At 71.7% G+C, this 18,113-nt stretch carries 9 protein-coding genes; 2 read left to right on the top strand and 7 right to left on the bottom strand.

Annotated elements, in window-relative coordinates:
• Positions 1-5: 5 nt before the first annotated feature.
• From ACVCMI_RS02425 to ACVCMI_RS02395, 7 genes are all read right to left on the bottom strand, one after another.
• Positions 6-1,136: an ABC transporter permease gene (locus ACVCMI_RS02425; RefSeq protein WP_447097573.1), complete on the bottom strand. Its 1,131-nt coding sequence runs from the start codon at positions 1,134-1,136 to the stop codon at positions 6-8.
• Positions 1,136-2,593, bottom strand: a complete 1,458-nt coding sequence (locus ACVCMI_RS02420; protein ID WP_447097574.1) for a TolC family protein — start codon at positions 2,591-2,593, stop codon at positions 1,136-1,138. The genes ACVCMI_RS02425 and ACVCMI_RS02420 overlap by 1 nt, the downstream gene beginning before the upstream one ends.
• Before the next feature lie 119 nt (positions 2,594-2,712).
• On the bottom strand, positions 2,713-4,119 hold the full coding sequence (locus ACVCMI_RS02415) for a sensor histidine kinase N-terminal domain-containing protein (RefSeq protein ID WP_447097575.1): 1,407 nt from the start codon (positions 4,117-4,119) through the stop codon (positions 2,713-2,715).
• Positions 4,116-4,802, bottom strand: coding sequence for a response regulator (locus ACVCMI_RS02410; RefSeq protein ID WP_395120916.1), 687 nt, complete (start codon positions 4,800-4,802; stop codon positions 4,116-4,118). Before ACVCMI_RS02410 ends, ACVCMI_RS02415 begins: the two co-directional genes overlap by 4 nt.
• Before the next feature lie 122 nt (positions 4,803-4,924).
• Complete coding sequence (gene pbpC, locus ACVCMI_RS02405; RefSeq protein WP_447097576.1) at positions 4,925-7,288, bottom strand: penicillin-binding protein 1C; 2,364 nt, start codon at positions 7,286-7,288, stop codon at positions 4,925-4,927.
• A 174-nt stretch (positions 7,289-7,462) separates the two neighbouring features.
• Entirely contained in the window at positions 7,463-12,448 is a 4,986-nt protein-coding gene (locus ACVCMI_RS02400) for an alpha-2-macroglobulin family protein (RefSeq protein WP_447097577.1), read from the bottom strand.
• Between the two features lie 82 nt (positions 12,449-12,530).
• Positions 12,531-13,340, bottom strand: a complete 810-nt coding sequence (locus ACVCMI_RS02395; protein WP_395121310.1) for an alpha/beta hydrolase — start codon at positions 13,338-13,340, stop codon at positions 12,531-12,533.
• 238 nt (positions 13,341-13,578) lie between these two features.
• Here ACVCMI_RS02395 and ACVCMI_RS02390 point away from each other — a divergent pair, with 238 nt between their 5' ends.
• Together ACVCMI_RS02390 and ACVCMI_RS02385 are read left to right on the top strand one after the other, a co-directional pair.
• The gene (locus ACVCMI_RS02390) at positions 13,579-17,907 is read left to right on the top strand and encodes a DEAD/DEAH box helicase (protein ID WP_447097578.1); all 4,329 of its coding nucleotides are present in this window, start codon (positions 13,579-13,581) and stop codon (positions 17,905-17,907) included.
• On the top strand, positions 17,907-18,065 hold the full coding sequence (locus ACVCMI_RS02385) for a hypothetical protein (RefSeq protein WP_447097579.1): 159 nt from the start codon (positions 17,907-17,909) through the stop codon (positions 18,063-18,065). The genes ACVCMI_RS02390 and ACVCMI_RS02385 overlap by 1 nt, the downstream gene beginning before the upstream one ends.
• Positions 18,066-18,113 lie beyond the last annotated feature (48 nt).

Here is an 18,113-nt window from a genome sequence, read left to right as displayed (position 1 = left end):
CGCGCTCATCGCAGCAGGTTGGCCGGATCGGCGCGGCGCAGGCTGCGCATCGCGGCCAGCCCGGACACGGCGGCCAGCCCCATCACCAGCACGATGCAGCCCAGCGCCGCCGCCACGTTGAGCACCACCGGCACGTCCTGGCTGCGCGCCAGCAGCATCAGCACGATGCCCAGCACGCTGGCGCCGAGCAGGCCCAGCGCGCCGACCCAGAACGCCTGCTCCAGCACCACCTTGCGCAGCGCGCCGACGCCCACGCCGAGCGCGTTGAGCGTGGCGTACTCGCGCACCGAGCCGTTGACCGCGGCGATCAGGGTCTGGCTGGTGATCACGGTGCCGACCAGGAACACGATGCCGGCCAGGAACAGCACGCCGGCGCCGGCGCCGGTGTCGAACAGCCAGTAGCGCACCGAGCGCTTGGCGAAATCGCGCGCGCTCCAGGCGGTGTACGGGCCGAACGCGGTGGCGCCGCGCAGGCGCGCGGCCACCGCCTCGGCCTGGGTCGGGTCGCGCAGCTTCGCCACCAGGTAGGTCGGGCCGGTGTCGGTGGGATCGTTGTCGAGCTCGCGCGCGGTTTCCAGCGAACACAGCACGTTGACCCCGCCCAGCGCGCGCAGCCCGCTGCCGATGCCCACCACGCGCACCCGGTGGCCGTTGATGGTGGCGCTCTGGCCGACGTCCACGCCGAGCTGGTCCAGCGCGGAGCGGTCGATGACGATGGCATCGGGTTCGGCCAGCCGTGCGCGCAACGCGGGCGGCAGCACCTTCGCGAACATCAGGCCGTCGGCCGCCGGGTCGATGCCGGAGACGAACACCGAGACGCCGCCGGTCTCGCGCGGCCCGCGCCAGTCGCCATCGACCCACAGGTACGGCTCGACCCGCTGCACCTGCGGGTCCATCTGCAGGTGCGAGGCCACGTCCGCGTCGATCGCGCGGCCGAGCCCGACGCTCTGCGTGCCGGGATAACCCACCCAGACCTCGGCCGCCGAACCGGTGACGTACACACTTGTGCTGCCGAAGATGCCCAGCACCAGCGCGATCTGCAGCAGTTGCAGCAGGCCGGCGAAGCCGACCGCCAGCATCGCCGGCAGGAACCGGCGCCATTCGTAGACCAGCGTCTTGCGCGCGAGGGCAACCATCAGCGCGGTGCCGCTGCGCTGGCCGCGACGGTCGGCGCCGTCGTTGCCGCCGGAGGCGGCGCGCCGCCGAGCGCCTTGAACAAGGCCACGTAGGCCAGAGCGCGGGCGGCGCGCGCGTCGTCCAGTTCCAGCGCCGCCTGGGTCGCGGCGATGCGGCCGTCGATCTGCTGCAGCGGGCTGTCCAGGTGCAGCGCGACGCGCTGGCGCAGCACCTGGTCGGCGTGTTGCAACGCCTGCCACGCGGCCTGGTCGTGGCGCTCGCGCTCGCTCTCCTGGTGCAGGCTGCCGAGCGCCGTCTCCACCTCGGCCACGCCCTGCAGCACCGCCTGCCGATAGGCCAGCACGCTGGCCTTGAGCTGGTGCGCGCCGGCGTGGTGCGCCGCCACCCGCATGCCCCAGTCGAACAGCGGGATGCTGATGATCGGGCCGAGCGAGGCGATCGCGTTGGGAGTGGTGGAGAAGCGGTGGTTGTTGTTGATGTCGGTGGCCCACACCAGCGAGCCGCCGATGCCGATGCTGGGGAACATGTCGGCGTGGGCCAGCGCCAGTTCGCCGGCGGCGCGCAGCACGTCGGCCTCGGCGCGGGCGATTTCCGGGCGCGTGCGCAGCAGGTCGGCCGGGGTGGCGCCGAGCCGCCACGCACCCAGCTCGGGTGGCGGTGCGGGCTGCAGCCAGGCCGGATCGGGTTGCTCGCGACCGAGCAGCACGGCCAGCCGCTGGGCGCTGGCGTCGATCGCCTGCCGCGGCGCCGCCAGCGCGGCCTCGGCCTGCGCGCTGGCGGCCGCGGCCTGATCCACCGCGGCGGGCGCGGCCAGTTGCAGGCGCTGGCGTGCCTGCAGCAACTGCCAGGCGCGCGCGCGCTCGGCGGCCACCTGCTGCAGCCCTTGCTCCTGTCGTTGCGCGGTGCGCAGGCCGATCCATTCGCGCACCACCTCGGCGACCAGGCTGACCCGCGCCGCGCGCAGGTCGGCGACGCCGGCGTCCAGCTCGCCCTGCGCCACGCGGCGGCTGCCCTCGGCGCGGCCGAACAGGCCCAGTTCCCAGCTGGCATCGAAGCCGGCGACGAAGAACGAGGCGCTGGCGTCCGGGTCGACCGCGTCGCCGGTGCGTGCGGAAAGGCCGGGCCGGTAGCGATCGGTCGCGTGCCGGCGCAGGATGCGCACCGCGCGCAGGCGCTCGACCGCCTGCGCCACGTCGAGGTTGTCGGCCAGCGCGCGCTCGACCAGCGCATCGAGCGCAGGATCGTGGAACGCATGCCACCAGAGCGCCGGGTCGGTCGCCGCCGCCGGCGCCGAGGCGGTCGCATGCCGCCACTGGGCGGACTGCGGCGGTGCCAGCTTCGGCAGCGGCTCGGCGCAGCCGGCCAATGCGCACAGCAGCAGCGCGCACAGCAGCGGGCGGAGGCGCCTGCACGGGCCGGATGCAGCGGGGTTCAGGCGGGCGAACTCGGCGGGCATGTTCCATGGCGGCGGGCCGCGCAGGACGTGCGCGGGCGCCGGGGCAGAAGTCGGAGCCCCATTGTGGTGTGCGAATCTTTCGCCGGCCTTATCGCCCGCGGCGCCGGCCACGGCGGTGTTCATGGCGGCGCGCCCACCGCGGCGGGCGGCGGCGGAAAGTGCACGGCCACCTGCAGGCCGTGCGGCTCGATGTTGCGGAAGAGCAGCTCGGCACCATGGCGGCCGGCGATGTGCTGCACGATGGCCAGGCCCAGCCCGCTGCCGGGCTCGGCGCTGGCGCCGACGCGAAAGAAGCGTTCGCTCAGCCGCGGCAGCAGGTCCGGCGGCACGCCCGGGCCGTTGTCCTCGACCAGCAGGCTGGCGCCGCCGTCGTCGCGCGCGCGCAGTCGCACGGTGATCTCGCTGCCATGGCCGGCGTAGCGCACCGCGTTGTCGATCAGGTTGTCGAGCAGATCCTGCACGCCGGCGGGTTCGCCGAGCACCCACAACGGCGCCGTGCCGCCCTCGTAGCCGAGGTCGATGCCCGCGCGGATCGCCTCGTGCACGCGCTGGGCGACCATCTCGGGCACCCGCCGGGCCAGGTCGATCAGGCGCTGCTCGCCACCCTCCGGCGGCGCCGCCTGCGCGCGGGTCAGCGCCAGCAGTTGCGAGGCGGTGCGCGCGGCGCGCCGGGTCAACCGCTGGATGTGGGCGAGCGCGTCGGCCTGGTTCGCCGGGCTGGGATCGGCCAGCGCGCGGTCGGCGTGCAGGCTCAGGCCGGCCAGCGGCGTGCGCAGCTGGTGCGCGGCATCGGCGATGAAGCGGTCGTGCAGCGCCAGCATGTCGCGCAGGCGGCCGAACAGCGCGTCGATGGTGCGCGTGAGCGGCTGGATCTCCTGCGGCACGTCCGGGCCGTCGATCGGGGTGAGCTCGCTGGAACGGGCGGCCAGCCGCGCGGTCAGCGGATCGAGCACGCGCAGGCCGCGACGCACGCCGAACCAGACCAGCGACAGCACGCAGGCGATCAGCAGGGTCTGCATCACCACCGCCAGCAACAGGATCTCGCGGGCCTGTTCGCGACGATCGTGCAGCGTCTCGGCCACGGTCACGGTGAGCTGGCCGGCGGCATCGCCCGGCATGTCTTCGCGCACGGTGGCCGCACGCAGCGCGTGGCCGTCCAGGCGGGTGTCGTACAGCGCGGGCACGCCTTCGGCGGGCGGCGTCGGTGGCGCGGCCAGCCGGTCGTCGCCGGCGAGCAGGCCCTGGCTGGAACTGCGCACGCTGAAGTAGCTGCGCCCGTCCGGATCGTATTCGAGCAGGAAGCGCGCCTGCCGCGAGAGCCGGCCGCCCAGCGGGTTGCTTTGCAGCAGCTTGGCGAGGGTGCGCGCATCGTCGGCGAGGTCGCGGTCGTGCACCCGGTTGGCGTAGCCCAGCGCCACGCCGTAGCTCAGCAGCGCATCAAGCAGCAGCAGCGTCGCCATCGGGATCAGCAGGAACACCAGCAGTCGCCGACGCAGGCTGGGGCGCGCGGGCGCGGGGCGTTTCATGCGGCGCCGCCGGCGTCGGCCAGCTCCTCCAGCAGATAGCCCAGGCCGCGGATGGTGCGCACGCCGGTGCCGCTGCCGTCCAGCTTGCGGCGCAGGCGATGGATGGCGATGTCCAGCCCGTTGTCGGTCAGCTCCTGGTCCCAGTCGCACAGCGCCTCGATCAGTTGCGCGCGACTGGTGACGCGATCGGCGCGCAGCGCCAGCGCTTCGAGCAGGCCGAACTCGCGCGCGGTCAACTCCAGCGGCCGGCGATCGACCCAGGCGCGGTGGCCGGGCAGGTCCAGCCGCAGCCGGCCCAGTTGCAGTTCCGGCTTGCCCTGGCTGCTGGCCCGGCGCAGCAAGGCGCGCACGCGCGCCTCGAACTCGCTCAGCGCGAACGGCTTGACCAGGTAGTCGTCGGCGCCGAGGTCGAGCACGCGGATGCGTTCGGCCAGGCCGTCGCGCGCGGTCACCACCAGCACCGGCAGGCCCTTGCCGCGGCGGCGCAGGCGCTGCAGCACCTCGCTGCCATCCAGCCCCGGCAGGCCCAGGTCCAGCACCAGCAGGTCGTAGCCGTGATCGCGCAGCGCGGCGTCCGCCTGGCTGCCGTCCGCCACGTGGTCGACGGCGTGGCCGCCCTGGCGCAGCGAGGCGCGGATGCCCTCGGCGATGGAGGGATCGTCTTCCACCAGCAGGATGCGCATGGAGACTCCGGTACGGGGAGAAAGCGGCAACACGACGCCCGGTTTCCATTCTGGCGCGCAATTCGCCCGGTCGTGCGGCTCGTTGACCACGCCGGCGGCGCGAGGTTCACGCGGATGCGATCTCAGTCCGCCACACGGAAGCGCACGGCGCTGAAGGCGCCGTCCCGGGTCAGCGCGGTGACGGTGTGCGGGCCGGGCCGGTGCAGCACGAGGGATTGTACGGCGGCGCCCACGCTGCTGCCTTGCAGGCGGCCGTCGAGCAGCCATTGCACTTCGCCCTCGGCACCGAGGGCGCGCAGGGTCACGCGCAGCGGCTGGTCGCTGTTCGGCGCGCGGCGCAGGGTGACGCCGCTGGCCAGGCCGGTGATGCGGATCGGCATGGCGCGGTCCAGCGAATCGGGTGCGCAGCCGGGGGCGAGCGGCGGCAGCGCCGCGGCGGCGCGGTCGTCGACGCGGAGCCACGGCGTGGCCAGCGCGGGCCAGCGCGCGAGCTGGATCGTGCGTTCGTGCGCGGCGTGGCAGGCGCCGCTGAGGCGCTGGCCTTTCGCATTGACGCGCAAGCGGAGCAGGCCGGCGGACCACGCGCCGAGATCGCGTTCGGCGAAGGTGGGCGGCAAGGCGTCGTCGAGCACCCAGGCGCTGCGGCGCTGGCGGCACAGGTCGGGCGGGGTGTTCTCCGCCGCGCCGCCCAGCGGCCAGCAGATGTCGCGCCGGCTGACGCTGGTCGGTTGCGCGCGGGCGTGGCCGCCGCGCGAGGGCAGCATGTCGACGATCTGGAACAGCAGCGGCAGCGCGGTCACCGCGCCGTACTGACCAGGCGACGGCGTGCCGTCGGGGCGGCCGATCCACACGCCGACGGTCCAGCGGTCGGTGACGCCGATCGACCAGGCGTCGCGGTAGCCGTAGCTGGTGCCGGTCTTCCACGCCACCGTGGCGTGCCGGTTGATCGCGCCGGCGAGCGGGCCGCCCTCGACGGCGGCCGGGTTGCTGGCGAGGATGTCGCGGATGATCCACGCCGCGCCGGGCGACAGCAGCCGGCGCGGGCGCGCCGGTTGTTCCATGGTGTAGCGCGGCGTGCCGGCGAGGCCGCCGTTGGCGAACGCGGTGTACGCGCCGACCAGGTTTTCCAGTCGGGTGGACGCGCCGCCGAGGATGATCGACAGGTTCGGCTGCGCCCCCGCGGGCAGGCCGAGGTCGACTCCGCCGTTGGCCAGCCGCGCCACGAAGCGGTTCGGCCCGACCCGGTCCAGCACGTCCACCGCCGGCACGTTGAGCGAGCGCTGCAGCGCTTCGGCCGCGCTGACCGGGCCGCTGAACGCTTCATCGAAATTGCCCGGCTTGTAGCCGCCGAAATCCTGCGGCGCGTCGACCAGCAGGCTCTGCGAGTGGATCAGGCCGTCGTCCAGCGCCAGGCCGTACAGGAACGGCTTCAGCGTCGAGCCGGGCGAACGCGGCGCGTTCACCATGTCGATGTAGCCATGCCGCTGCGGATCGGCGAAGTCGCTGGTGCCGACGTAGATGCGCGCCTCCAGCGTCGCGTTGTCGACCACCAGCAGCGCCGCCGACGTGTGTGCCGGCAGGCGCGCGAGATACGCACTGACCCGGTCCTCGGCCGCGCGCTGCAGGTTCGCGTCGATGGTGCTGGCGATGCGTCGCGCCTGCGGTTGCTGCCGGTGCAGGCGTTCGGCCAGCAAGGCCGCGGACAACGGCGCGCGCAGCGAACGCGCCACCACCGGTTCGATCGCCGCGTCGCGCACCTCCGCCGCGCTCCACACGCCGAGGTCGCGCATGCGGCGCAGCACCTTGTCGCGCGCGGCGCGCGCCGCCTCGGGGTGGCGGTCCGGCCGCAGCCGGCTCGGCGATTGCGGCAGTACCGCGAGCAGCGCCGCCTCGGCGTGCGACAGCCGGCTGGCCGGCTTGCCCAGGTAGGCCCACGAGGCCGCCTCGACACCTTCGATCGGACCGCCGAACGGCGCGTGGTTGAGGTACAGGTCGAGGATCTGCGGCTTGCTCAGGTGCACTTCCAGCTGCAGCGCGCGGAAGATCTGCACCAGCTTGCCGCGGAAGCTGTGCGGGATCGGTTCGATGATCCGCGCCACCTGCATGGTCAGCGTCGAACCGCCCGAGACGATGCGGCCATGGCGCAGGCCGCCGGCGAGACCGCGCAGCAGCGCGTAGGGATTCACGCCGGGGTGGCGGTAGAACCAGCGGTCCTCGTAGGTGAGCAATGCCTTGAGATAAAGCGGCGAGACCTGCTTCGCCGTGGTCGGGTAACGCCACACGCCGTCGCTGTCGGCAAACGCGCGCAGCGGCGTGCCGTCGCGCGCAAGCACCACGGTGCTGCCGGTGTCGGGGGCGGGCAGGCGCAACGGGAACAGACGGTCGAGGGCGAAGGCGACGAGCAGGGCGCCGATGAAGACAATCGCGAAGACACGTAGCCCGTGCGTGAGGCGGGATCTTCGGCGGAACGGGTTGGCGTTGGTCATGGTGGGGCCCTTCGACTTCGCTCGCTGACGCGAGCTACGCTCAGGGTGAACGGTCTTCCACACCGTTCGCCCTGAGCGTAGGCCGCAGGCCGAAGTCGAAGGGCATGCCGCGACTCCAATCAGCCTTATCTGTTCCAAGAGCCACCCGGGAGCATCACCCCCCGGGGCGAGCTCCTACGGTTCGACCACGCTGATCTTCGCCGGTTCGACCTTGCCGATGCCGCGCACGGCGGGACGATACATGTCCTCCACCAGCGGCGGCGGCACGGTGTACGTGCCCGGCGTCACCGCGCGCACCAGGTAGAACACGCGGGCCTTGTCGCCACGACTGAGGTTGAGGGCGGCGGCGTAACGGTCGTCGCGGTACTCCTCGTGCACGATCTGCGCGGCGGCGGCGTGCTGGTCCAGTTCGATGCCGTCGATCACCACGCCGGACCACGACTGCGCGCCGCCCAGGTTGAGGTTCTCCACCTCCAGCCCGCCCGGCAGCAGATCGGTGACCAGGGCGTCGGGGACGTTCATGCGCGCCTCGATGCTCAGTTCGACGATCAGCGTGTCGCCTTCCTTCAACTGGCTGCCGCTCCACGGCTTGCCGTCGGTGGTGAAGTAGCTGCGCCGCACGTCGATCTGGCTGTCGTCGGCCGGCGGTGCCTGCCGCGGGATGCCGGCGACGTCGAGCGTGGCGAAGATCGCCGCGTCGCTGGTCGGCTGCACGCTGACCCCGGCGTTGAGCTCGGCCACGCTGAGCGCGCGGCTCCACAGGCGCTGGTCCGGGGCAGATTCGGTCTTGCCGTTCACCGTGAGCGTGGCGGCCAGCGGCGCATTGCTTTTCGCATCGAATGCCGCCGCCACGCGGGCGATCGCCGCCTGCTCCTGCGTGCTCAGGTACGACCACGACCAGCGGTAATCCTTGTCCTGCTGCTGGCGCACCCGCACGTTCGCGGTGGCGTTGCGCGCCCAGTCGACCAGCTTGGCGTCGTAGGCGGGCTTGCTCATGCCGTAGGTGTGGGTGAGCGCGACCATCAGCGCGAGGTCGCGCAGCTCCGAGCCGTAGTCGCCGACGTACCACGGGCGCTCCTTGCTCCACGCGAACGCCTCGTCCACGGCTTTCTGTGCGCGCTCGGTGTCGCCCATCAGCTTCAGCGCGATGCCCAGGTGCACCAGCGGCAGCGGCGCGACCAGCTTCTGCCGTTCGTTGTCGAAGATCGCGCGCAGCGTGCCCAGCGGCGCGCGGTTGACGCGCGCCAGCACGAAGCCGGAGTACGCCTCGTCGGCGATGCGCAGGTGATCGTGCTGCTCGTACTCGTAGTACGGGTGGCCGCCGGCGAGCAGGTCGTCGTTGAGCCGCTGCAGCGCTTTCTGCAGCACGTCCTGCGGTACCGCGAAGCCGGCGTCGCGCGCGTCCAGCATGAAGTCGACCACGTACGGCGTGGTGAAGGTGACGATCGGACTGCTGCCGCCCCAGAAGCTGAAGTGGCCATTGCTGGCCTGGAACGAGGCGATCCGCGACAGCGCGCCGTCCACCGCGGCCTTGCGCACGGCGTCGCTCATCACTTGCGCGCCCAATGCCTTGGCCGTCTGGCCGTCCAGAATCAAAGCGGCGTAGCCCTTGCTGGTGGTCTGCTCGATGCAGCCGTACGGATAGCGCAGCATGTCGCGCAGCGCGGCCGCGTACGGCAACGGCGGCAAGGTGCTCAGGGTGATCCGCGCGTTCACCGTGGCCGGCAGCAGGCCGGCGATCGCGGCGGCGCCGAGGTGCTCGGGCTTGCCCGCCTCCAGCGCCATGGGCGTGGTGCTTACCGTTTCCGGCCAGGCCGGGCGCACCGCAAATTCGAAGTGGCGGTCCACGCTGTAATCGTTGAGCTCGGCGTGGATGTCCACCGTCGCCACCGCGGCGCCCGCGCCGGCGGTGACCGGCATGTGCAGGGTGGTGCCGGCGCCGTCCTTCAGCGACACGCTTTGCGCAGCCTTGTCCACCGTGATCGGGCCGCCGCCCTTGACGCTCACTTTCGCGGTGCCGTCCTTGCCAGACAGGTTCTTCAGATCGAGGCTGATCATCGCCTGGTCGCCGGCCGCCATCACCCGCGGCGTGCTCGGCTCGACCACCAGCGGCGCACGCACGGTGACCGCGCCGTCGGCGTTGCCGTAGCGGCTGTCGGTGTACGCCAGCGCAGCCAGGCGCAGGCTGCCGTTGAAGTCGGGTACGTCGACGTGCAGCGTGGCCCTGCCCTGCGCGTCGAACGCCACCGGGCCGGCGAACAGGTCGACGATCTGTACCTTCGGGTTGAGCCGGGTGGCCTTCGGCAACGCCGCGCCGCTCATGTCGCCGCCGTAGCGCAGCTTCGCCTCGGCGCCGTCCATCGCCTCGATGATGCGGCTGTACAGGTCGTACGCATCCACGCTCAGGGCACGCTTGGCGAACAGCCACGCCCACGCGTCGGGCACCGGGTAGTCGGTGATGTTGAGCACGCCCTGGTCGACCGCGGACAGCGTGACGAAGGCCTGCTGCCCGGCCAGACCGGTGGCCTGCACGCCGACCTCGAGCGGATTGCCCGGACGCATCAGCGCGGGCGCGTCGAGCTTCAGCGGGATGCGCCGGTCGTTGCGGTCCATCGCCACGTACTCGACGCCCATCGCGCGCGCCGGCGTGGTGTGCTCGGCCGCTTCGCCGCCGCGGAACACCAGGGCAGTCACGTAGACGTCGTGGCGTTCCCACTCCTTGGTCACCGGGATCTCGAAGGTGGCACCGGCTTTCGCGTCGATGTTCTTCGTGTAGAGAAGGTGGTCCGATTCCACCAGCAGCACGCCGGGCCCGTCATGCGGCGGCGTCACCGTGACCTTCATGCTGTCGCCGGCGCGGTAGCGCGCCTTGTCCAGCTGCAGCTTGACCTTGTCCGGGCGCGCCTCCTTGCCCAGGTTCTCGTCGTCCCAGCTGTAGCCGGCGAAGAACGGGAACACCGTGGTGAGTTTAGTGGCCGGGTCGTACACCTCGACGCGGTAGCTGCCCCACTGCACCGGGAATTCCACCTGGGCCGACTTGCCGGCGGCGACGTCGACGTCCTTTTCCTCGATCAGCTGCAGGCGCTGGTTCGCATTCGACTGCCAGCCGCCATCGCGCTCGTACAGCCAGTAGAAATCGCGCAGCTCGCGCTGCAGGCGCACTTTCAGGTGGCTGCCTGCGACCAGCGCGCCGTCCGCGTTCGCGCGCACGATCTCGAAACCGACCGGGCTTTCGCTCTCCGCGCCCTGCTTCGGATCGAACAGCGGGCGCACGCCGACCAGCGCGTCGGCCGGCCAGTAGGTGCGCTTGAGCAGCCGCGTCACCGCGCGGCCGCCGCTCTCGTACACGCTGCCGGACAGGGTCACCGCCAGCGGCGCGACCGGTTTCACGTCGTCGGGCAGTGCCACGTCCTGCTCCAGCACGCCTTGCGCGTCGAGCTTCGCATCGACCACGTCGTCGGCGCTCTTCGGCAGCTCGACCAGCGGGTTGCCGAAGAAGGTGTCCTTCATCTTCTCCAGCGGATGCACTTCCGGCGCCACCAGCAGTTTCGCGGTGAAACGGTTGCCGTCGGCCGGCGCACCGTACAGGTAGCTGGAGGCGACCTTCAGCTTCAGCGGTTCGCCCGGCGCCAGCCGCTGCTGCGGGCTGGACAGATCCACCTTGAGCCGCTCGGGCAGGAACTCCTCGACGTGGAACGGGAACGCCTGCACGGTCTCCTTGGCTGAAGGATCGAGGCGGAACTCCAGTTGCCACAACCCGGTCGGCGCGTCGGCCGGGATCGCCTGGCTCAGCTCGAAGTAGTTGAGCTGCTGCGGCTCCAGCCGCTTTTCCACCAGGGTGCGGCCGTCCGGCTGCTTCACCCGCACGAACAGCGACTGCGCCTTCATCGGCTTGCCGTCGTCGTCGCGCAGCAGCGCCGAGGCGCGCAGCGTCTCGCCGGGACGGTACAGGTCGCGGCCGGACCAGGCGTACACCTCGAACGGTGCCTGTTTGCGCCCGCTGATGTCGAAGTTGGACACGTCCAATGCCGGCCGGTTGAACGGCAGCACCGAGACGTCCTTGCCGTGGCGCGCGACCAGCACGTCGGCGGCCTTGATCTTGTACGCGAGCAGCGCGTTGCCGTCGGCGCCGGTCGAGGCCTTGAGCTTGCTGCGCCCGGCCGCGTCGCGGATCTCGATGTCCACCGCATTCACCGGCGTACCGTCGCGCAGCGAGGCCACGTGCAGCAGCACGTTGTCGCGATACACGCGCAGGTGCAGGCCGAGGTCGCTGACGAAGAAGGTGGCGGTGTCGTAGCCGTCCTTGAACGTGCCGCCGGCCTTGACCACCGCCATGTACACGCCGGGCTGGGCCAGCTCCCTGATGTTCTGCACCGGCAGGTAGGTGACGGTGCGCTCGTTCGGCTCGCCGCCCAGGGTGTAGTGGTTGGCGTAGACCGAATCGGCGATCTCGGTGATCGGCATGCGGCTGCGCCGCTCGTCGCCTTCGCCGCAGCTGTTGTAGTAGGCGACGTCGTGGTCGAGTTCGTAGCTGTCGCGGTGGCCGTTGCGCGGGTACGCGCAGAACAGGTCCGACAACGCGTCCTCGCGCACGCGGAAGAACTCCACGTCGGCGTCGTGCACGTTCATCGACACCAGCGGCAGGCCGCGGGTGCCGCGCGCCGGCAGCACGCTGCCGTGCGAGGCGAAGCCGACCGCCGCCGGCAGGTTGCCGGAGTACACGTCGTGCTTCACCGCGTGGCCGAGGGTGCGGCCGTCGGCGGCGAGCAGGCCGGCCTTCAGCTGCACCGCGTAGCGCGTGTTCGCCTGCACGAACGGGAAGTTCAGCGTCTTGCCGTCGTTGTCGAGGCTCCAGCTGCCGCTGACCACTTCGCCGTTCGGGCCGGTCACCGCGATCAGCGTGTCGAACGCCTGCGCCGAGGCCAGCGCGGCGTTGAAGCGCAGGGTCAGCGCGGTGCGCGAGTCGCTGCTGCGGGAGCTGGCCGAAAGCAGGGCGAAGCTGGTTGCGGCCGGCGCCGGCGCCGCCGAGGCGGCCGTGCCCGGCGCACCCTGCAGCGTCGGCGGATGGCCGTCATGGCCGCGCCCGCAGGCGACCAGCAACAGGCCCGACAACAGGACTGGCCATACCCGCGCAAAGCGCGCAAACGATCGTGCGTACATGGTGGTCTCTCCCTGAGATTGGATCGAAGTATCGCCGCCATTCATGGCGGGCCGATGGCACGGATCGGGCACGCGCGTTTTCTCAACGAGGCAACTGCCGACCCAGCCAGTCGCCCAGTTGCATCAGCACCTGGCCGCGGCCCGGTTCGGTTTCGTTGAACAGCTCGTGGTACAGCGAGGCGAAGAAGCGCGTGGTCAGTTGGCCGCTCGATGCCGCCGCCCTGGCGAAGGCACGGCTGCCGGCGGGGTCGACCAGTGCGTCGCTCTCGGCCACCAGCAGCAGGGTGGGCACGGCCAGCTCGGCGGCATCGGCGATGCAGGCGGCGCCTTCGCGGAAGATGAAATCGGCCAGCCGCGGGGTGATCCAGCCGTGGCGCAGCGGATCGGCGCGGTAGTCGGCGGCTACCTGCGGATCGTGCGACAGCTTGCCGGCATCCAGCCCGTTGCGCAGCGGCAGGTTCGGCAGCCAGCGGCCGAGTATCGCGGCCAGCCGGATCATCTGCGGCGATTCGTGAGTGCGCAGGGCCGGCGAGGACAGCACCAGCGCCGGCGGCGCCAGCGCGCCGTCGAGCACGGCGCGTGCGGCCACCAGACCACCCATGCTGTGGCCGAGCAGCAGCGGCTGGTGCGGCGTGGCGCGCGCGTACTCCTGATAGACCGCCGCCAGGTCTGCCAGCAGGTCGTCGCGATGGCGCAGCGCGCCGCGCCGCCCGGGCGACTGCCCGTGGCCACGCTGGTCGTAGCCGCGCACGGCATAGCCGCGCTGGTTGAACCACGCGGCGACGCGATCGTAACGGCCGCTGTGTTCGCCCAGGCCATGCACGAACAGCACGGCCCCGCGCGCCCCCTGTCGCGGCCAGTCGCGCAACAGCAGGCGCTGGCCATCGGCCATGGTCTGCCAGCTGGTGACTCCGGTTTCCTCGCTCCGCGAATCCGATGGCGCCTGCACCGCTTCCTCCCGTTCGATCACCGTCCTGCAGCGCCTCCACGCGATGCGCCGATGGAGCGCGAATACTGACATGCCCGCGCCGACCGCGCACCGCTGCGCGCCGGTTGCGACGGCAGCCGCGGCCCCCATATATGATCGGGTGTCCCACTCCCCGCCACCGCCCCGACCGGTGCCGCCGCGCATGGACTCCCGAATCCTCGAAGCCTTCCACCCGGCGGTCGCCGCCTGGTTCCGCCGCAGCTTCGCCGCACCCACCGCGGCGCAGGCGGCGGCGTGGCCGTCGATCCGCGCCGGCCAGCACACCCTGGTCGCCGCGCCGACCGGCTCCGGCAAGACGCTCACCGCCTTCCTCGCCGCCATCGACGAACTGGTGCGCGAGGGCGTGGCGCACGGCGGCGTGCTGGCCGACGCCACCACGGTGCTCTACGTGTCGCCGCTGAAAGCATTGTCGAACGACATCCATGTCAATCTGGAAGCGCCGCTGGAAGGCATCCGCGCGGAGCTCGAGAAGCTCGGCCTGCCCGACGTGGCGATCCGCACCGCCGTGCGCACCGGCGACACCCCGCAGGTCGAACGCAACCTGCTGCGCAAGCAGCCGCCGCACATCCTGGTGACCACGCCGGAGTCGCTGTACGTGTTGCTCGGCTCGGCCTCGGGCCGTTCCATGCTGGCGGGCGTGCGCACGGTGATCGTCGACGAGATCCACGCCATCGCCGGCAGCAAGCGCGGCTCGCATCTGGCCTTGTCGCTGGAGCGGCTGGCGTCGCTGTGCCAGCGGCGCCTGCTGCGGATCGGCTTGTCGGCGACGCAGAAGCCCATAGAAAAAGTCGCCGACTTTCTGGTCGGCGCTCAGCACTCCCTTCTCCCCGAGGGGGAGAAGGAAGATCCCTGCACCATCATCAACACGGGCCACACCCGCCCGCGCGACCTCGCCATCGAAGTCCCGCCCGTCCCGCTGGAAGCGGTGATGTCGAACGACAGCTGGGAGCTGGTCTACGACCGCCTCGCGCAGCTGGTGCACGCGCACCGCACCACCCTGGTCTTCGTCAACACGCGGCGCATGGCCGAGCGCGCCGCGCGGCACCTGTCCGAACGGCTCGGCAAGGAGCACGTCGCCGCGCATCACGGCAGCCTGGCCAAGGAGCTGCGGCTGGATGCGGAGCAGCGGCTCAAGCGCGGCGAGCTGAAGGTGCTGGTGGCCACCGCGTCGCTGGAGCTGGGCATCGACATCGGCGAAGTCGACCTGGTCTGCCAGCTCGGCTCGCCGCGCTCGATCGCCGCGTTCCTGCAGCGCGCCGGCCGTTCCGGCCACAGCATCGACGGCACGCCGAAGGCGCGGCTGTTCCCGGCGACGCGCGACGACCTGATCGAATGCACCGCCCTGCTCGACTGCGTGCGCCGCGGCGAACTCGACGCGCTGGTGATGCCGCCGCAGCCGCTGGACGTGCTGGCGCAGCAGATCGTCGCCGAGGTCGCCTGCGCCGAGTGGGACGAGGACGCGCTGTACGCGCTGGTGCGCCGCGCGTACCCGTACCGCGATCTCGCCCGAGCCGATTTCGACGCAGTTGTGCGCATGCTGGCCGAAGGCTTCACCACCCGCCAGGGCCCGCGCGCGGCGTACATCCATCGCGACGCGGTGAACCGCCAGCTGCGCCCGCGGCGCAGCGCGCGGCTCACCGCGCTGACCTCCGGCGGCACCATTCCCGACACCGCCGACTACAAGGTGGTGCTGGAACCGCAGGCGATCATCGTCGGCACGGTGAACGAGGATTTCGCGGTCGAGAGCATGGCCGGCGACATCTTCCAGCTCGGCAACGCCAGCTACCGCATCCAGCGCGTCGAGCGCGACCGGCTGCGTGTGGAGGACGCGCACGGCGCGCCGCCGAGCATTCCGTTCTGGCTGGGCGAGGCACCGGGGCGCAGCGACGAGCTGTCGTTCGGCGTGTCGCGTCTGCGCGAGGAGATTTCCGCACAACTCGATGTCGGCGGTCTTTCCGCCGCCGTCGCGTGGCTGCGTAATCAACTCGGCCTCGACGAGGCCGCCGCGCAGCAGCTGGCCGACTATCTTTCCCGCGCGAAAGCCGCGCTCGGCGTGCTGCCCAGCCAGCACACGCTGGTGCTGGAACGTTTCTTCGACGAGTCCGGCGGCACCCAGTTGGTGATCCACACGCCGTGGGGCAGCCGCATCAACCGCGCCTGGGGGCTGGCGCTGCGCAAGCGCTTCTGCCGCCAGTTCAACTTCGAGCTGCAGGCGGCGGCGACCGAGGACGCGATCGTACTGTCACTTTCCACCAGCCACAGTTTTCCGCTGGAGGAGGTGGCGCACTACCTGCACTCGGCCACCGCCGAGCACGTGCTGGTGCAGGCCCTGCTCGACGCGCCGCTGTTCCCCGCGCGCTGGCGCTGGAATGCGGTGACCGCGCTGGCGCTGCCGCGCTTCACCGGTGGCAAGAAAACCCCGCCGCCGCTGCAGCGGATGAAGAGCGAGGACCTGCTCGCCGCGGTGTTCCCCGATCAGGTCGCCTGCCTGGAAAACATCGTGGGCGAGCGCGAGGTGCCGGATCACCCGCTGGTCAACCAGACCCTGCACGACTGCCTGCGCGAGGCGATGGACGTGGACGGCCTGCTGGCGATCCTGCGCCAGCTGGAGGCCGGCGAGATCGCCATCGTCGCACGCGACCTCACCGCACCCAGCCCGCTCGCCGCCGAGGTGTTGAACGCGGCACCGTACGCCTTCCTCGACGACGCGCCGCTGGAGGAGCGCCGCACCCAGGCCGTGCAGACGCGCCGCTGGAACGACGCCGACAGCGCAGACGATCTGGGCCGGCTCGATCCCGAGGCGATCGCCGCCGTACGCGAGGAAGCCTGGCCGCAGGTGCGCGACGCCGACGAGATGCACGAGGCGCTGACCTTGCTGGGTTTCGTCACCGCCGATGAAGTCGCCGCCAACCCCGACTGGAACGAGCGACTGCAGGCGCTGGCGAAGGCGAAGCGCGCCACCCGGCTCGGCGATGTGTGGACGTCTGCCGAACAACTTCCGCTGTGGCAGGCGCTGCATCCTGCGGCATCGATGCAACCGCCGATCGCCGCACCCGCCGAATACGCCGCGCAGCCCTGGACGCGCGAGGACGCGCTGCTGGAACTCGTGCGCCACCGCCTCGGCGGACTCGGCCCGGTCACCGTGAACGGATTGGCGCAATCCCTCCACGTCGAGACCGGCGAAGTCGAGCAGGCGCTGCTGCGGCTGCAGTCCGAAGGCTACGTAATGCAGGGCCGCTTCACCGCCGACGCCGGTGACACCGAATGGTGCGAGCGCCATCTGCTGGCACGCATCCACCGTTACACCATCGGCCGGCTGCGCCGCGAGATCGAGCCGGTCAGCCGGCGCGCGCTGATGCGCTTCCTGTTCGACTGGCAGCACGTGTCGGCGGCCACCCGCTTGAACGGCCCCGATGCGCTGGTCGCCACGCTGGCACAGCTGGAAGGTTACGAGGCCGCGGCCGGCGCGTGGGAAGCGGAGATCCTGCCAGCGCGCGTGGGCGATTACTCGATCAGCTGGCTGGACGAGCTGTGCCGTTCCGGCCGCATCGCCTGGAGCCGGCTGCGCAGCGGCGGCGGCGGTGGTGGCGGGCCGGTGCGCAGTACGCCGATCGTGCTGCTGCCCCGCCGGGAGATGGCCGTCTGGACGGCCGTCGCCGCGGGCGAGCCGCAGGACATCCTGCTGTCGTCGCGCGCCCAGGCCGTGGCCGAGGCGTTGCGCGAGCATGGTGCGCTGTTCTTCGACGAGTTGCTGGTTGACACCCGCCTGTTGCGGCCGGAGCTGGAAGACGCGCTGGGCGAGCTGGTGGCCGCCGGCCGGATCAGCGCGGACAGCTTCGCCGGTCTGCGCGCCCTGCTGCTGCCGGCGGCGAAACGCGACGGCACACGGCACCGGCGCATGCGCCGGCACGCATTTGGCGGGATCGAGGATGCGGGGCGCTGGGCACTGGCGCGCGGCCCGGCCACGGACGCCAAGGCCGGGCCCGAGGCGATTGAACATATTGCGCATACCCTGCTGCGCCGCTACGGCGTGGTGTTCTGGAAGCTGCTGGAGCGCGAGGCGCCGTGGCTGCCGTCGTGGCGCGAGCTGCTGCGCGTGTACCACCGGCTGGAGGCGCGCGGTGAAATCCGCGGCGGCCGTTTCGTCGAAGGCCTGGTCGGCGAGCAGTTTGCCTTGCCCGAGGCCATCGCGCCGCTGCGCGCAGTGCGCCAGCGCGCGGACGACGACGAGCTGGTCTGCGTCAGCGGCAGCGATCCGCTGAACCTGGTCGGCACCGTGCTGGTCGGCGACAAGGTGCCGGCACTGGCCGGCTCGCGCGTGCTGTACCGCGACGGCATGCCGATCGCCGCGCTGGTCGGCGGCAAGCCGGTGGCGCTGATCGAGCTGTCCGCCGCCGAATGGCAACGCGCGCGTGCGGTATTGCTGCGCCACCCGTCGGCACCGGATGCCACGGTACGGCAGGCATCCTGATGGGCTGCCTGCCGGTGCTGCTGCTGTTTCCGCTGGGCGCGGGCGTGGGCTACCTGGTCGGTGGCGACGTCGGTGCGTTGTGGGGCGCCGGCCTCGGCGTGGTGCTGGGCCTGCTGCTGATGGGCCTGCTGATCCGCGCCATGCGCCAACGCCGGTGAACCGGTAGGGCGGGCACCGCCCGCCGCTTTCGGCGAAAAGCCCGGCGG

It is taken from the genome of Rhodanobacter sp. UC4448_H15, assembly GCF_052978265.1.
This window is presented reverse-complemented; position numbering and strand designations above follow the sequence as displayed.

Excerpts from the sequence above, each read along its gene's own strand:
- pbpC (WP_447097576.1), bottom strand. The coding sequence starts at position 7,288 with ATGACCAACGCCAACCCGTTCCGCCGAAGATCCCGCCTCACGCACGGG.
- ACVCMI_RS02400 (WP_447097577.1), bottom strand. The coding sequence starts at position 12,448 with ATGTACGCACGATCGTTTGCGCGCTTTGCGCGGGTATGGCCAGTCCTG.
- ACVCMI_RS02420 (WP_447097574.1), bottom strand. The coding sequence starts at position 2,593 with ATGCCCGCCGAGTTCGCCCGCCTGAACCCCGCTGCATCCGGCCCGTGC.
- ACVCMI_RS02415 (WP_447097575.1), bottom strand. The coding sequence starts at position 4,119 with ATGAAACGCCCCGCGCCCGCGCGCCCCAGCCTGCGTCGGCGACTGCTG.
- ACVCMI_RS02390 (WP_447097578.1), top strand. The coding sequence starts at position 13,579 with ATGGACTCCCGAATCCTCGAAGCCTTCCACCCGGCGGTCGCCGCCTGG.
- ACVCMI_RS02395 (WP_395121310.1), bottom strand. The coding sequence starts at position 13,340 with ATGGCCGATGGCCAGCGCCTGCTGTTGCGCGACTGGCCGCGACAGGGG.
- ACVCMI_RS02385 (WP_447097579.1), top strand. The coding sequence starts at position 17,907 with ATGGGCTGCCTGCCGGTGCTGCTGCTGTTTCCGCTGGGCGCGGGCGTG.
- ACVCMI_RS02410 (WP_395120916.1), bottom strand. The coding sequence starts at position 4,802 with ATGCGCATCCTGCTGGTGGAAGACGATCCCTCCATCGCCGAGGGCATC.
- ACVCMI_RS02425 (WP_447097573.1), bottom strand. The coding sequence starts at position 1,136 with ATGGTTGCCCTCGCGCGCAAGACGCTGGTCTACGAATGGCGCCGGTTC.